At 71.5% G+C, this 15577-nt stretch carries 14 protein-coding genes; 5 read left to right on the top strand and 9 right to left on the bottom strand.

What is annotated here, in order from left to right:
- Positions 1–31: 31 nt before the first annotated feature.
- Positions 32–715, bottom strand: a complete 684-nt coding sequence (locus IEY56_RS24640; protein ID WP_229712174.1) for a GntR family transcriptional regulator — start codon at positions 713–715, stop codon at positions 32–34.
- 120 nt (positions 716–835) lie between these two features.
- On the opposite strand from IEY56_RS24640, the gene IEY56_RS24645 reads away from it, so the two are divergent.
- The 3 genes from IEY56_RS24645 to IEY56_RS24655 are packed head-to-tail and all read left to right on the top strand — an operon-like array spanning position 836 to position 3903.
- Positions 836–1639 (top strand): HpcH/HpaI aldolase family protein, encoded by an 804-nt coding sequence (locus IEY56_RS24645; protein ID WP_189039471.1) that lies wholly within the window; start codon positions 836–838, stop codon positions 1637–1639.
- Positions 1636–3054 (top strand): MFS transporter, encoded by a 1419-nt coding sequence (locus tag IEY56_RS24650; RefSeq protein ID WP_189039472.1) that lies wholly within the window; start codon positions 1636–1638, stop codon positions 3052–3054. The genes IEY56_RS24645 and IEY56_RS24650 overlap by 4 nt, the downstream gene beginning before the upstream one ends.
- A gap of 54 nt (positions 3055–3108) precedes the next feature.
- On the top strand, positions 3109–3903 hold the full coding sequence (locus IEY56_RS24655; protein ID WP_189039473.1) for a carbon-nitrogen hydrolase family protein: 795 nt from the start codon (positions 3109–3111) through the stop codon (positions 3901–3903).
- Between the two features lie 164 nt (positions 3904–4067).
- Here the strand turns inward: IEY56_RS24655 and IEY56_RS24660 are convergent, their stop codons facing one another.
- Positions 4068–4601, bottom strand: a complete 534-nt coding sequence (locus IEY56_RS24660; RefSeq protein ID WP_189039474.1) for a type III secretion system chaperone family protein — start codon at positions 4599–4601, stop codon at positions 4068–4070.
- A gap of 111 nt (positions 4602–4712) precedes the next feature.
- Positions 4713–5330 carry a TetR/AcrR family transcriptional regulator gene (locus tag IEY56_RS24665; RefSeq protein ID WP_373292180.1) on the bottom strand — a complete coding sequence of 206 codons (618 nt, stop codon included), beginning with the start codon at positions 5328–5330 and terminating at the stop codon, positions 4713–4715.
- 130 nt (positions 5331–5460) lie between these two features.
- Between IEY56_RS24665 and IEY56_RS24670 the strand changes: the two genes are divergently transcribed.
- The gene (locus IEY56_RS24670; protein ID WP_189039476.1) at positions 5461–6333 is read left to right on the top strand and encodes an alpha/beta fold hydrolase; all 873 of its coding nucleotides are present in this window, start codon (positions 5461–5463) and stop codon (positions 6331–6333) included.
- A gap of 566 nt (positions 6334–6899) precedes the next feature.
- Here the strand turns inward: IEY56_RS24670 and clpB are convergent.
- The gene (gene clpB, locus IEY56_RS24675) at positions 6900–9509 is read right to left on the bottom strand and encodes an ATP-dependent chaperone ClpB (protein WP_189039477.1); all 2610 of its coding nucleotides are present in this window, start codon (positions 9507–9509) and stop codon (positions 6900–6902) included.
- A 158-nt stretch (positions 9510–9667) separates the two neighbouring features.
- Between clpB and IEY56_RS24680 the strand changes: the two genes are divergently transcribed.
- Positions 9668–10099, top strand: a complete 432-nt coding sequence (locus tag IEY56_RS24680; RefSeq protein ID WP_189039478.1) for a pyridoxamine 5'-phosphate oxidase family protein — start codon at positions 9668–9670, stop codon at positions 10097–10099.
- A gap of 84 nt (positions 10100–10183) precedes the next feature.
- Here IEY56_RS24680 and IEY56_RS24685 read toward each other — a convergent pair whose 3' ends face one another.
- The 5 genes from IEY56_RS24685 to dnaK form a co-directional block, all read right to left on the bottom strand.
- Positions 10184–10996 carry a trypsin-like serine peptidase gene (locus tag IEY56_RS24685; RefSeq protein WP_189039479.1) on the bottom strand — a complete coding sequence of 271 codons (813 nt, stop codon included), beginning with the start codon at positions 10994–10996 and terminating at the stop codon, positions 10184–10186.
- A 234-nt stretch (positions 10997–11230) separates the two neighbouring features.
- Positions 11231–11686, bottom strand: coding sequence for a heat shock protein transcriptional repressor HspR (locus IEY56_RS24690; RefSeq protein WP_045863813.1), 456 nt, complete (start codon positions 11684–11686; stop codon positions 11231–11233).
- A 1-nt stretch (position 11687) separates the two neighbouring features.
- Complete coding sequence (gene dnaJ, locus IEY56_RS24695; RefSeq protein WP_189039480.1) at positions 11688–12887, bottom strand: molecular chaperone DnaJ; 1200 nt, start codon at positions 12885–12887, stop codon at positions 11688–11690.
- Positions 12888–12974: 87 nt separating this feature from the next.
- On the bottom strand, positions 12975–13712 hold the full coding sequence (grpE, locus tag IEY56_RS24700; protein WP_189039481.1) for a nucleotide exchange factor GrpE: 738 nt from the start codon (positions 13710–13712) through the stop codon (positions 12975–12977).
- Complete coding sequence (gene dnaK, locus IEY56_RS24705) at positions 13709–15577, bottom strand: molecular chaperone DnaK (protein ID WP_189039482.1); 1869 nt, start codon at positions 15575–15577, stop codon at positions 13709–13711. Before dnaK ends, grpE begins: the two co-directional genes overlap by 4 nt.

Genomic DNA, 15577 nt, shown 5'->3' on the forward strand with positions numbered 1-15577 from the left:
CCGTGACACACCGGCGCCGGACGGGTGCCGCTCAGCCCTGCCCGTCCCGCGGAAGGACCGACACCACTTCGGGGACCGGGCGCAGATGCTCAGCGAGCACCGCCAGCGCCCGCTCGGCGTCGCAGGCGTCGAGCGCGGCGACGAGCGCGCGGTGCTCGGCGTCGACGATGTCCACCCTTTCCGGGCGGGCCTTCATCGCGCGCAGCCCGACGCGCTGCTGACGGGAGTGCAGGCCGTCGTAGAGGTCGGTGATCACCGAGTTTCCCGCGGTGCTGACCATGATCTGGTGAAACCGGCGGTTCAGGCCGGCCACTTCGAACCAGTCCCCCGCGGCGCCGGCGCGCTCCATCGGCTCCAGCAGCGCAGTCATCCCCTCGGGAGCCCCGTGCCGGGCCTCGCACAGCGAACGGGCCGCCTGGCCCTCGATGAGGCGCCGCGCCTGGTAGACCTCCTCCAGCTCGCGTGCCGTGACGCTTCGCACCTGGGCGCCCTTGCGCGGCATGAGCTGGATGAAGTGCTCGGCGGCGAGACGGTGGAAGGCCTCGCGGACCGGGGTGCGGGACACGCCGACGGTGCGGGAGACCCACTGCTCGTCGAGGAACTGGCCGCCTTCGAGGGTGCCGCGGATTATCTCGTCGCGGAGCCACTCGTAGACGCGTTCCCTGGCGGGCCCGGCGGCCTTCGGGCTGCGCGTCGCCCCGTCCGGTGTGGTCACTGGCCCCTTCTCCCTGTCGGCTGGCGTGAGGGCATCGTATCTCTGGACGCCCCGCAAATACACCGTGTATACACGGTGCATGCGCGACTTGCGCGGTCGTCGTCACCGAGGAGTCCCCCTGTGCCCAGCACCCCCGCCGACCGGCGCTTCGCCGTCTGGCTGTCCGATCCCAGCACCGCCGCCGTCGAGATCGCCCGCGGCATGGGGTACGGAGCCGTCGTGCTCGACATCGAGCACGGCTCGTTCGACCTCGCCGACCTGGAGCGCTTCATCCCCTTCGTCAAGGCGTCGGGGATGGAGGTCCTCGCCAAGGTGCTCGGCCCCGAGCGCGGCCCGATCCAGCAGGGGCTGGACTTCGGCGCGGACGTCGTCGTGATCCCGCACGTGGAGAGCGCGGCGCACGCCCGTGCCGTCACGGCGTTCGCGAAGTTCCCGCCGCTCGGGGACCGCAGCTTCGCGGGAGGGCGGACGGCCGGCTACGGCGGCATGACGGACGACTGGGTGCGCGAGCAGGACGCGCGCACCCGCTGCTACCCCATGATCGAGGACGCCGGGGCCGTCGAGGAGATCGGCGGCATCCTGGCCCTGCCTACGGTGGACGGCGTGTTCGTAGGACCCAGCGACCTCTCCCTCCGCCGCGGACGCGGCGCGTACACCCGTACGGACGGCGACTTCGCGGACCTGCAGAAGATCGCCGACGCCGCCGCCGAGGCCGGGAAGCCGTGGTTCCTGCCCGCCTGGTCCAGCGAGGAGAAGGAGTTCGCGGTCGGCGCCGGGGTCGACCAGATGGCGCTGATCATGCAGCACGGCGCTCTGGCGGCAGGGTTCTCGGCCCCGCTCGACGAGACGCGGCGGCTCCTCTTCGGAGGCGGCGGCCCCTCGGCCGGCGCGGCACACACGCCGGACCCGGCGGACGCGCGATGACGCGCAGCGAAGCGGCCGAGGGCGCCGCTCCGGGGGCCGGACCCGGGACACCTCACGAGCCACCCCGCGGAGGGCCCGCCGAACCGGCCCGCGCGACGGCGCCGGGGGCCGCCCCGTCCGGCGGCCGCGGGCGGGTGCGCTGGGGCATCGCGGGAGTGCTCGGCGTCGGCACCTTCGTCAACTACATCGACCGCGTCAACCTGTCCGTCGCCGCCCCGGCGATCATGCGGGACTTCGACATCAGCGCCTCGCAGATGGGCGTGCTCGCGTCGGCGTTCCTGTGGACGTACGCGATGCTGCAGCTCCCGGTCGGCTCCGTCATCGACCGGATCGGCGTCACCTGGGTCAACAGGGCCGCCGCGTTCCTGTGGACGGTCGCGTCGTTCGCCTCCGCCGCCGCCGGCGGACTCGGTCTGCTGCTCGTCTCGCGGCTGCTGCTGGGCGTGGGGGAGGCGCCGACCATCCCCGCGGGCTGGAAGAGCATCGGGCAGTGGTTCCCCAAGCACGAACGCGGCACCGCGACCGCCGTGTTCGACGGCTGCGCCAAGCTCTCCAACGTGATCGGCATCCCGGTCATGGCCTTCCTCGTCACGGCGTACAGCTGGCATGCGGCCTTCCTGTTCACCGGCGTGCTGTCGGCCGTCTACCTGGCGCTGTGGTGGCTGCTGTACCTGACGCCCCGGCAGGCGCACGCCAAGGGCAGGCTCGGCGACGAGGAACTCGCGTACATACGCGAGGGCGGCGCCGACGACGAGGACTCGGCCACCGGCGAGGGCGGGTCCCTGCGCGGGCTGGGCCACCTGCTGCGGCGCCGCAAGACCTGGGGCCTGGCCCTCGGATACGCGTCCTACACCTACAGCTACTACGTGCTGCTGACCTGGCTGCCCGGCTACCTGGAGAAGCAGTTCGGTGTGAATCTGATGCAGGGCGGCGTCTACACGATGATCCCGTGGCTGGCGGCGGTCGTCGCCCAGTTCGCGGTGGGCGGCCTCCTCATGGACCGCTGGCTCCGGCGGGCGAAGGACACCACGCGCGTGCGCCGCACGGTGCTCGTCCTCAGCCTCCTCGCATCCCTGTCGGTGACGGGCGCCGCCTACGCCGGGTCCGTCGGTACGGCACTGGTCTACCTGTCGGTGGGCGCGGCCGGACTCGCGATCTCGGTGCCCGCGGGATCGAGCATCGTGGCCCTGATCGCCCCGGAGGGGTACGCGGGCACCCTCGGCGGGATCGTCAACTTCGTCGCGAACCTGCTCGGCATCGCCGCCCCCATCGTCACGGGCATGGTGGTCGACGCGACGGGCTCGTTCGCCGGTGCTTTCATCGTCACCGGTGCGGTGCTGCTCGGCGGCATCTTCTGCTACACGGCGGTGCTCGGACGCATCGAGCGCATGCCCGCGCCCGCGGAAGCCGCATGACGGCCGACCTGCCGGCGGAGAGCCGGCGCCTGACCAGCCGACGGGAGAGGACGCATGGCTGAGATCGCCGTGGCGCAGTTCGCGCCGAGTGAGGACAAGAGCGCGAACCTGGCGGTGCTGCGCGAACTGGCCGAGGAGGCCGCGGGCCGCGGCGCGCGGGTAGTCGTCGCACCGGAGTACGCGATGTACACCGCGCCGGCCATGGACCGGCGGTTCGTCGACTCGGCAGAGTCCCTGGACGGCCCGTACACCGAGGCGCTGCGCGGGCTGGCCGCCCGGCTCGGCATCCACCTGGTGGCGGGCGTCAACGAGCAGCGGGACGGGACCACGATCCACAACACGCTGGTCGCCGCCGGGCCGGACGGTGAGATCGCCGCCCTGTACCGGAAGATGCACCTCTACGACGCCTTCGGTTTCACGGAGTCCTCGGTCGTGCACCCCGGCGCCCTCGACGCGCCGGCGACGTTCACGTCCGGCGGCCTCGTCTTCGGCATGCAGACCTGTTACGACCTGCGCTTCCCGGAGGTCACACGGCGGCTGGTCGACGCGGGTGCCGACGTCGTGCTGGTCCCCGCCGAGTGGGTGCCCGGCCCGCTGAAGGAGGACCACTTCGTGACGCTGCTGCGGGCACGGGCCATCGAGAACACGGTCTACGTCGCGGCGGCCGACCAGTGCGCTCCGACAGGCTCCGGGCACAGCATGATCATCGACCCGATGGGGGTCGTCCTCGCCTCCCTGGGCGAGCAGACGGGGACCGCCCTCGCCACCGCCGGCCGGGAGCGCATGTCCGCGGTACGGAAGATCAACCCGGCGCTCGAGCTGCGGCGCTTCGCCGTGAAGGAGCGCTGAGGAGGGAGCGCTGACAGGAGAGGCTCCCGTCCGGCAGCGCGCGAACGCACCAGGGAGCGGGCGGGGATCCTCCCCCGGCCCGCTCCCTGGTGCGGTCCAGCGTGACGGCGGCCCGTGCGGACGGGCTCACGTGAGCCGGGTGGCCCGTTCCCGGGCCACGGGGCTCACTCGGAGTCGTCGCCCGGCTTCTCCCCGGACTCCGCGTCCTTCTCGAGGCCGAACTGCTCGACCAGCCACTTGTCGAACTCGATCGAGGCACGGACCCAGCTGACGACGCTGGAGACGAAGTGCTCCAGCGAGACGCCGGTACCGATCAGCATCTGCGCCTCGCCGATCAGACGGACGGTGCCGTCGTCGTGCGTGTGGCTGTAGACCTTCGGCCACAGCGTGCGGCGGTTCCAGTCGTCGATGCTCTCCAGCAGCTTGGGCTTGTCCTCGATCGGGTGGGGCCGGTCGTAGAACGTACGGACCGAGAAGACCTGCTGTTCCTCCTCGCCCCGGAACATGAAGTACGTGCGGAACTCTTCCCACGGCGCCGCGAGGTCTCCCTCCTCGTCGACGACGTACTTCAGCTCCATCTGATCCAGCAGCTGCTTGATCAGCTCCTGGTCGGGGATGACAGGGCCGGTCGGGCCGGACTCCTGCGGGTCGGGCTCCTGCCCCCCGAAGTTCGGGATCGAGGACGGGTCGATGCTCACCGGATTTCCCTTCTTACGGTTCCTGCCATCCTCCCTCACACAAGCCCCGTACACGCAACCCCGGGCGTCACGGCTGCCCCCGCCCCCGGTCCGCCGCCGCCCGCGCCCGTCTCACCGGCCGTCCGGTCCCTGGTCCAGTACCCGGTCCAGCAGCTCCTCCGCCATAGTGCGGGCGTGCCGCAGCCGGCTGCCGTCCCCCTCCAGGCCGGCGCGCGTCATCGCGCCCTCCAGCAGGAACGACAGGTGTTCCGCTGTCGTGCGGGCCGCTGCGGGGCGGCCGGGCAGCATCGCGTCCACGTGCTCGCCCATGAGGCGCTCGACCTCCTCCTTGTGGCGGCGCACCGCTGCCCGGCCCTCGTCCCCGTCGGGCAGCTCGGCGGCGGCGTTGAGCAGCCCGCAGCCGCGGAAGCCCTGCGCGTGGACGGAGGCGGCGCTGTCGGCGTACGTGTCGAAGACCGCCAGCACGCCCTCGCGGGGGCTTCCGGCCTGGCGGACGCGTGCGCGGTAGTGCGCAAGCCACTCCTCGTGCCGGGCGTCCAGGTAGGCCCGGACGAGCTCGGCCTTGGAGGAGAAGTTGTTGTACAGGCTCATCTTCGCCACGCCGGCCTCGGCGGTGATCGTGTCGATGCCGGTCGCGGCGACGCCGTCCGCGTAGAAGCGCCGCGCCGCGGCGGCCAGTACGCGCTCGCGGGCCGGCCGCCGCCTCCCGGCGCCACTCGGTCGCTCCACCTGACTCATCCCACACCCCGGTTGCACTAGGTAGACTGGTCTACCTAGTGTAGCCCGTATGCGGCAGCCCGCCGCAACCGCCGGATCCGTGAACTCCGTGTCCGCGCCCCGCCGACTCCCCGGAGACACCATGTCCCTCCAGAAATCCCTCCAGACGTCCCCCCTGACCGACCACCTCGTCGTCCACGGGGTACGCCTCGCCTACCGGGAACGCGGCCAGGGCGAGCCGGTGGTCTTCATCCACGGCACGCCCTCGCACTCCCACGAGTGGCGCGACGTCGCCCCGCACATCGAGGCGGCCGGCTTCCGCACCGTCGTCTACGACCTGCTGGGGTACGGCCTCTCCGAGCGTCCAGTGGACCGCGACACGTCGGTCGCCGCACAGACCGACCTGCTGGGCCACCTCCTCGACGCGCTGGGCATCGAGCAGGCGAACATCGTGGCGCACGACATAGGCGGCGCCGTCGGCCTGCGCTTCGCCCTCGGCCACCCCGGCCGGGTGCGGCGGCTGATGGTGATCGACTCGGTCAGCTACGACTCGTGGCCGTCCTCGACCTGGCGGAAGATAATCGACGAGAACCTGGACGACTACTCGAGCATGCCGCAGGACGACTTCGACGCCCTGCTGACCCGTCAGCTCGCGATGACCGTCGCGGACGAGTCGCTGATGAGCGGGGGCAACCTCGAGGCGTACCTGGCACCCCACCGGTCGGCGCCGGGGCGCGTCTCCTTCTTCGAGCACCAGGTGCGCCACTACGACTCGAAGTACACCGAGGAGATCAGCGGCCGGCTGGGAGAACTCACCATGCCCGTCCGCGTCCTGTGGGGCGAAGAGGACCGGTGGCAGCCCCTCCACTACGCGCGGCGGCTCACCGGCGACATCCCCGGAGCCGAACTCTCCGTCGTTCCGGGGGCCGGTCACTTCGTCATGGAGGACGCCCCCGAACACGTCGTCGAGGAGATCGGCGACTTCCTGCGCCGGCCCGTCACGGTGAACGCGTAGCAGGGACGCGTCCGACGGGACCTCCGTAGCCCCTCGGCGGGCCCCTTCCCCTCGACGCGCCGACCGCCGAGGGGCCGCGGTCGACTGGGCGCCAACTGGACACCCTCGGCGGGCCCGTGTCCCGAGCCGCCGTCAACGGGTCGCAGCAGCCTCGCAGTTCAGGGCGGGGCGCCGGCTTCACGGGCCAGGGCCAGATCCTCCAGGCTCACGCCCTCGAAGGCGGCAAGCCACCTCCTCCAGGGCGCGCACCCGCTCGTCAGCGCCTCGCGGCCACGCTCCGTCAAGGGGTGGACGGCGGCCGCGCCGTCACCGTCTCCGGGCTCTCCCGGCGCCGCCGCGGAGACGATGGGTCGGCTTTTCTCCGGCAGCTCCCCCGAACCAATCGCCGTTCGTCACCGCCTGCATGCGCGGATGCCGGACGACCGCGAGCCGCTAGGGCACGTCCGACAGGACCGGCGCGCCGCTGGCCAAACGCACCGCTCCGGGAGGGCGGTTGCGACTCGTCACGGGAGGCGGCGCGGGCTCACTCCCCGCGCCGCCTCCGTACGCCGCCACGTACCCCGCTGTCAGGCTCCGCGCGCCGAGGTGACCACCAGGCTCCCGCCGTCCGGCGCGGCCTCCACCCGTACGGTGTCGCCGTCGAGCACCTCGCCCGAGAGGATCTCGCGGGCGAGCTGGTCGCCGATCGCGGTCTGCACGAGGCGGCGCAGCGGACGCGCGCCGTACGCCGGGTCGTTGCCCTCCCGTGCCAGCCACTCCAGCGCCTCCGGAGTGACGTCCAGCTCCAGCCGCCGCTCCGCGAGCCGCCGGCGCAGTCCCTCGATCTGCAGGCCGGCGATGCGGGCGAGCTCGTCGGTGCTCAGGGCCGAGAAGACGACCACGTCGTCGAGCCGGTTCAGGAACTCCGGCCGGAAGGAGGACCGCACGGTGGCGAGCACCTTCTCCTTCTTCTCCTCCTCCTTCTCCAGGGGGTCCATGAGGTACTGGCTGCCCAGGTTGGAGGTGAGGACGAGGATGGCGTTGCGGAAGTCGACGGTGCGGCCCTGCCCGTCGGTGAGGCGCCCGTCGTCGAGGACCTGCAGCAGCACGTCGAAGACCTCGTGGTGGGCCTTCTCGACCTCGTCCAGCAGGACGACGCAGTACGGGCGCCGCCGCACCGCCTCGGTCAGCTGGCCGCCCTCCTCGTAGCCGACGTAACCGGGCGGAGCACCGACCAGCCGCGCCACCGAGTGCTTCTCGCCGTACTCGCTCATGTCGATGCGGACCATGGCCCGCTCGTCGTCGAAGAGGAACTCCGCGAGCGCCTTGGCCAGTTCGGTCTTGCCGACGCCGGTCGGGCCGAGGAAGAGGAACGAACCCGTGGGCCTGTCGGGGTCGGCGATGCCGGCCCGCGTGCGCCGCACGGCGTCGGAGACCGCCCTGACGGCCTCGCTCTGGCCGATCAGCCGCCTGCCCAGCTCGTCCTCCATGCGCAGCAGCTTCTGCGTCTCGCCCTCCAGCAGCCGCCCCGCGGGGATGCCGGTCCAGGAGGCGACGACGTCGGCGATGTCGTCCCGGCCGACCTCCTCCTTGACCATCGTCTCCCGCTCGGGCTGCGAAGCGGCCTCCTCCTCGGCGGCGGAGGCCTCCTCCAGCTCCCGCTCCAGGCCGGGGATCTCTCCGTACAGCAGCTGCGACGCCGCCTCGAAGTCCCCCTCGCGCTGGGCGCGTTCGGCCTGTCCGCGCAGCTCGTCGAGCTTCTCCTTCAGCTCACCGACGCGGTTGAGGCCCTGCTTCTCCTTCTCCCAGCGGGCGGTCAGCCCCCGCAACTCCTCCTCGCGGTCGGCCAGTTCGAGGCGGAGCCGCTCCAGGCGCTCGACGGAGCCCGGGTCGGTCTCGTTGGCCAGGGCCAGCTCCTCCATCTTCAACCGGTCGACGGAGCGCTGGAGTTCGTCGATCTCGACGGGGGAGGAGTCGATCTCCATGCGCAGCCGGGACGCGGCCTCGTCGACGAGGTCGATCGCCTTGTCCGGCAGGAACCGGGAGGTGATGTACCGGTCGGACAGAGCAGCGGCCGCCACGAGGGCGCTGTCCGCGATCTGCACCTTGTGGTGCGCCTCGTACCGGCCCTTGAGGCCGCGCAGGATCGCGATGGAGTCCTCGACGGTGGGCTCGGCCACCAGCACCTGCTGGAAGCGGCGCTCCAGGGCGGCGTCCTTCTCGATGCGTTCGCGGTACTCGTCGAGCGTCGTGGCGCCGACCATCCGCAGCTCCCCGCGGGCGAGCATCGGCTTCAGCATGTTGCCCGCGTCCATGGAGGAGTCGCCTCCGGCGCCCGCGCCGACGACCGTGTGCAGCTCGTCGATGAACGTGATGATCTGGCCGTCGCTCTCCTTGATCTCCGACAGCACCGTCTTCAGGCGTTCCTCGAACTCACCGCGGTACTTCGCGCCCGCCACCATCGCGCCGAGGTCCAGCGCCACCAGCCGCTTGTCGCGCAGCGACTCGGGCACGTCGCCCTTCACGATCCGCTGCGCCAGCCCCTCCACGACCGCCGTCTTGCCGACGCCGGGCTCGCCGATGAGCACCGGGTTGTTCTTCGTACGCCGGGAGAGCACCTGCACTACGCGGCGGATCTCCTGGTCACGTCCGATGACCGGGTCGAGCTTGCCCTCGCGCGCCGCGGCCGTGAAGTCGGTGCCGAACTTCTCCAGCGCCTTGTACGTGCCCTCCGGGTCGGGCGTCGTCACGCGCCGGCTGCCGCGCACCGCCTGGAACGCCTCCAGCAGCTTCTTGTCGGTGGCGCCGTTGTCCCTGAGCAGGTCGGCCGTCTGCCCGCCCTCGGCGGCGAGCGCGATCAGCAGGTGCTCGGTGGAGACGTACGCGTCGCCCAGCTCCTTCGCACGCTGGGTGGCGTCCGCGATGACCGCCAGCAGAGGGCGGTTCGGCTGGGGCTTGCCGACCGTCGATCCCTTGACGCTGGGCAGCGCGGCGAGCTGGCGCTCGGCTCCGGAGCGCAGCGCGGCCTGGTCCGCTTCGACGGCGGAGAGCAGGTCGGAGATGTTCTCGTTGTCCTCGCCCTGGAGCAGCGCGAGGAGCAGGTGGGCAGGTGTGATGTCGGGGTGCCCGTCCGTCACCGCACGGTCGTTCGCCCCGCTGATCGCGTCACGGCTCTTGTTGGTCAGCTCGGCGTCCACTGGCGTGCGTGCCTCCTTCTTCTCGCTGCTTCACGGTCGCGCCCCGTCCGGCCGGCCGGATGTTGCGGCCCGGCCGACGGGTACCCCTCACTGCACTGTTCAGCATCCAGCAAGTTGAGTCTATTCCACTCAACTATAGGGGCGTTAGGTTCGTTCCCATGACGCGTACGCCTTCCTCCCCCGCCCCGCCCCCGGCCGCCGGCGTCTCCGAAGCCCTCGCCGCCTTCTGGCGGGAACGCCACTACGCCACGCTCACGACCCTCAGGCCCGGGGGCACCCCGCACGTGGTGCCCGTCAGCGTCACTTTCGAACCGGGCACGGCGACGGCACGCGTCGTATCGCGCCGGACCAGCAAGAAGGTGCGGAACATCGCGGCGGCGGGCGCCGACGGCATGCGGGTGGCGCTCTGCCAGGTCGACGGCGGGCGCTGGTCGACACTGGAAGGCCGCGCCCGCGTACGTGAGGACGCGGACGCGGTCTCGGACGCCGAACGCCGCTACGAGGAGCGCTACGGCCGCCGGCCCCGCCCCAATCCCGAGCGCGTGCTCATCGAGATCGCCGTGGACCGCACGATGGGGCGCGGCGTCTGACCGGGCCGCCGCCCGTGCCGCGGCGGAGCCCCCGGCACGGGCGGGAACCGGGGGCGGGAAGGGCGCAGGCCCCCGGGCAGAGGCTCAGCGGCCCCCGATCTCCTTCAGCAGCGACTTCGCGGACCTCGGATAGGGACGCCCCAGCAGTTCGTCGTCCGAGCCGACGGACGTGACGGCCACCAGCGTCCCGGAACCCCGTGACCTGTCGAAGTCCCGCAGCCACGGACCGCCGCTGACGCCCTGCGTCAGCCGGCACGGCTCGAGCGCCAGGGCCCCGACGTTGGGCGCCGCGATCTCGCCGCGGCCGTAGCGGCGCGCCTCGCCCGCGCAGTAATTCAGCGTCTCCCCGTCGTAGGGCGAGGTGACCGGGTAGCCGAGCGTGGCCGTGGTGCCGCCCGGGACGGGCTCCGTCTTCAGGGTGTTCGCGCCGTGCACGTCCTGGATGGTGCGCCCGCCGCGCTTCTCCATCCGCAGGAACGCCCAGTCGTGCGGGAGGATCGCCTCCAGCTCCTTGCGCACGTCCCAGCCCGGTGCCGTCCGCCACGACTTGGCCTTCCAGCCCTTCGCGAGGACGGCCTTCGGGCCGCCCTCACCCTCGTAACCGGGCTGGAAGTAGATCGCCTGCGGCTTCTGCGGGCGCTCCGGACTGGCGATGCAGTGCGCCGCCGTCGCGACGACGCTGCCGCTCGGAGAGTCGACGACGGCGGCCGAGCACGACTCGACCTGGTTGCTCGACAGCTTCGCGACAAGCCTCCCGACCGTTCTGACCTTCCCGTGCGGCCACCGGCTCCCCTCGGAGGGCGGCGGATAGGGCGCCGGGGCGCCCGCCGCACCCATCACGGCCAGGGCGGTGGTGCATGTCACGAAGGCGGTGAGTGCCGCGCGTGTCGACGTCATGCCCCCACGCTCGGCCTGACCCACCCCTGCGGCCAACTGCACACACCCGGTCGGGTTACACGTGCATGTTCCGCCTCGCACGGCCAAACGTGTCGGGCAGGCTGCACGGCGCCCCTGCCGTCCGGGGGCCGCAGCCGGAAGTCCCGACCAGAGCCGCCGGCCCCGCGCGCCCCGGGCGCGGCAAGGCCCCCTGCGCGCCGGATGCGCGAGGGGGCCGTTCGGGCAGGGACGTGCTCAGTCGCGGCTCTTCTTGGGCCGCCAGACGACGAGCGCCCCGGACTGCGGATGCACGTCCTGGTACGGCACCAGGTCCCGGCGGTACGAGGCGTGGACCTGCGCCTCGCGCTGCTGCATGGCCGCCGCCGCGCCCTCGACGGCCTGCTGCAGTTCGACGACGCGCGACTTGAGCGCGGCGACCTGGTTCTCCAGTTCGATGATGCGCTTGATGCCCGCGAGGTTGATGCCCTCGTCCTGGCTCAGCTCCTGCACCTGACGCAGCAGTTCGATGTCCCGGGCGGAGTACCTGCGGCCGCGGCCGGCCGCCCGGTCCGGCGAGACGAGACCCAGACGGTCGTACTGCCGCAGCGTCTGCGGGTGCAGGCCCGAGAGCTGGGCGGCCACCGAGATGACGTACACCGGTGACTCGTCCGTCAGCTGATAAGGATTGCGTCGTCCGCCCCGGCCGTTCACCTCAGTCTCCCTTCGCGGCCTTGAACAGCGCGGCCCTCGGGTCCTCCGCCGCCGTCGCCTCGCGGTAGGACTCCAGGATGCCCTTCGCCTTGTCGCTCAAATCCTTCGGAACCGAAACGTCGATCGTGACCAGCAGGTCGCCGCGCGTCCCGTCCTTGCGCACGGCACCCTTTCCGCGTGCCCGCATGGTACGGCCGCTCGGCGTGCCCGGCGGCAGTTTGAGCGTGACGGGCGGACCGCCGAGGGTGGGCACCTTGATCTCGCCGCCGAGCGCCGCCTCCGGGTAGGTGACCGGCACCGTCACCGTCAGGTTGTCGCCGCGGCGGCCGAAGACCGGATGCGCGTCGACGTGCACGATCACATAGAGGTCGCCCGCCGGGCCGCCCCGCTCTCCGGGGGCGCCCTTGCCGCGCAGCCGGATGCGCTGCCCGTCGCTGACGCCCGCCGGGATGCGGACCTGCATGGTGCGCGAACTCGTCGCCTTGCCGGACCCCTTGCACGTGTCGCACGGGTCCTGGGCGATCAGGCCGCGGCCCTTGCAGTCCAGGCACGGGTCGGTCAGCGAGAAGCCGCCACCGCCGCCGCGCGAGACCTGACCGGTGCCGACGCAGGTGGGGCACACCCGGGGCGTGCCGTTCTTGTCGCCGGTGCCGGCACACGACTTGCACGCCGCCGAGGAGGACATCCGCAGCGGCACGGTGGCGCCGTCGACGGCCTCGGTGAAGCTGAGCGTCACCTCGGACTCGACGTCCTGGCCGCGCCGGGGCTGCGTCCGCGTACCGGTGCCGCCCCGGTTGAACAGGCCGCCGAAGACGTCCCCGAGGCCGCCGCCGAAACCGCCCGCGCCACCGGGGCCGCCCGGGCCGCCGCCCGGCTGGCCGCCCCCGAAGAGGTCGCTCAGGTCGAAGTTGAATCCGCCCGCGCCACCGGGGCCGCCGGGCCCGCCCGTCCTGATCCCGCCGTTGCCGAACAGGGTGCGCGCCTCGTCGTACTCCTTGCGGCGCTTGGGATCGCCCAGTACGTCGTACGCCTCGGACGCGTTCTTGAAACGCTCCTCGGCCTTGGCGTCGCCCCGGTTGGCGTCGGGGTGGTTCTCACGTGCGAGCTTGCGGTAGGCCTTCTTGATCTCGGCCTCGGTGGCGTCCTTCGGGACACCGAGAACCTTGTAGTAGTCCTTCTCGATGAAGTCCTTCGTACTCATCCGCGGCGTCCCTCCTCCCGCTCGGTACCCCGGCCGGGGACCGGCCCGCACTCCGGGCCGGTCCCCCCGTCCAGCTCGCTTCCCTGGTCAGCCCTGCTCGGGGCCACCGTTCTCCTCTTCGTCGGCGGGCTCCTCGCCTGCCGGGCCCTGAGCACCCGGCTGCGGCTCAGCGACGCCCACCCTCGCGGGACGGATCGTGCGCTCGCCGATGCGATACCCGGGCTGGAGAATCTGCACGCACGTCGTCTCGGTGACGTCGGGCGAGTACGAGTGCATCAGCGCCTCGTGCACAGTCGGGTCGAAGGGCTCCCCCTCCTTGCCGAACTGCATCAGACCCATCTTGGCGGCGACCATCTCCAGCGACTCGGCGACGGACTTGAAGCCCCCCACGAGTTCGCCGTGGTCCCGCGCCCGGCCGATGTCGTCGAGGACGGGCAGCAGCTCCGTCAGCAGGTTCGCGACAGCGACCTCCTTGACGGCGGCGCGGTCCCGCTCGACACGACGGCGGTAGTTCTGGAACTCGGCCTGCAGACGCTGGAGATCCTGCGTGCGCTCGTGGAGCGCCGTGCGGGTCTGGTCCAGCTGGGCGGTCAGCGCGGCCTCTTGCGGGCCGAGCTCACCGTCCTGGCCCTGGACCTGACCCTGGATCGGCTCCTGGCCGGCCTGGCCTTCCTGCTCCTCGGGAACGTCCCCGGCCCCGTCCGCCGGGCCCCCCGCCTCGTCGGCGGGGGAGGCACCGGCGGCCTGCGCCGCAGCGTCATCGGGCTGTACGGCGTCGGTGGGGACGTCGGACTTCTGATCGAAGCCCGGGGTCTCCTCCGTCACGCTGCACCATCCTTCGGCTTCTGCTCGTCGTCCACGATCTCGGCGTCCACGACGTCGTCGTCACCGTCGGCCTTGGCCTCGCCCGCGGCACCCGCGGCACCGGCCTGTGCGCCGGCCTCGCCCTGGGCGGCCTGGGCGTCGGCGTACATGGCCTGGCCCAGCTTCTGGCTGGTCGCCGCGACCTTCTCGCTGGCCTCGCGGATCGCCGCCGTGTCCTCGCCCTTCAGCTTCTCCTTCAGGTCCTCGACGGCGGACTCGACCTCGGTCTTGATCTCGCCGGGGACCTTCTCCTCGTTGTCCTGGAGGAACTTCTCCGTCGTGTAGACCAGCTGCTCTGCCTGGTTGCGCGTCTCGGCGGACTCGCGGCGCTTGGCGTCCTCGTCGGCGTACTGCTCGGCGTCGCGCATCATGCGCTCGATGTCGTCCTTCGGGAGCGCCGAACCGCCCGTGACGGTCATCCGCTGCTCCTTGCCCGTCCCCAGGTCCTTCGCGGAGACGTGCATGATGCCGTTCGCGTCGATGTCGAAGGTGACCTCGATCTGCGGGACGTTGCGCGGGGCGGGCGGCAGGCCCGTCAGCTCGAACATGCCGAGCTTCTTGTTGTACGCCGCGATCTCGCGCTCGCCCTGGAAGACCTGGATCTGCACCGACGGCTGGTTGTCCTCGGCCGTGGTGAAGGTCTCCGAACGCTTCGTGGGAATCGTGGTGTTGCGCTCGATCAGCTTGGTCATGATGCCGCCCTTGGTCTCGATACCGAGGGACAGCGGGGTGACGTCGAGCAGCAGGACGTCCTTGACCTCACCCTTGAGCACACCGGCCTGGAGGCTGGCGCCGATGGCGACGACCTCGTCCGGGTTGACGCCCTTGTTCGCGTCCTTGCCGCCGGTCAGGTCGCGCACCAGCTCGGCGACCGCGGGCATACGCGTCGAGCCGCCGACGAGGACGACGTGGTCGATCTCGGAGAGCTGGATGCCGGCGTCCTTGATGACGTTGTGGAACGGCGTCTTGCACCGCTCCAGCAGGTCCTGCGTCAGCTGCTGGAACTGGGCGCGCGTGAGCTTCTCGTCCAGGTGCAGCGGGCCCTCGGCGGACGCCGTGATGTAGGGCAGGTTGATGTTGGTCTCGGTGGAGCTGGACAGCTCGATCTTCGCCTTCTCCGCGGCCTCGCGGAGACGCTGGAGAGCCATCTTGTCCTTCGACAGGTCCACGCCGTGGCCCGAGTGGAACTGCTTGACCAGGTGGTCGACGACCCGCTGGTCCCAGTCGTCACCGCCGAGCTGGTTGTCACCGTTGGTCGCCTTCACCTCGACGACGCCGTCGCCGATCTCCAGCAGCGAGACGTCGAAGGTACCGCCACCGAGGTCGAAGACCAGGATCGTCTGGTCTTCCTTCTCCAGCCCGTAGGCGAGGGCGGCGGCCGTCGGCTCGTTGACGATGCGCAGCACGTTCAGACCGGCGATCTCACCGGCCTCCTTGGTGGCCTGGCGCTCGGCGTCGTTGAAGTACGCCGGGACGGTGACGACGGCGTCCTCGACCTTCTCGCCGAGGTAGGCCTCCGCGTCCCGCTTCAGCTTCTGGAGCACGAAGGCGCTCATCTGCTGCGGGTTGAAGTCCTTGCCGTCCAGGTTGATCTTCCAGTCGGTGCCCATGTGGCGCTTGACCGACCGGACCGTCCTGTCGACGTTGGTGACGGCCTGACGCTTGGCCACCTCGCCGACGAGCACCTCGCCGTTCTTCGCGAAGGCCACGACGGACGGCGTGGTCCTGGCGCCCTCGGCGTTGGTGATGACGGTGGGCTCACCGCCTTCGAGAACACTGACGACGGAGTTCGTCGTGCCCAGGTCGATGCCGACCGCACGTGCCAT

The sequence above is a fragment of the Streptomyces daqingensis genome, assembly GCF_014645895.1.
Classification (GTDB): Bacteria; Actinomycetota; Actinomycetes; order Streptomycetales; family Streptomycetaceae; genus Streptomyces; species Streptomyces daqingensis.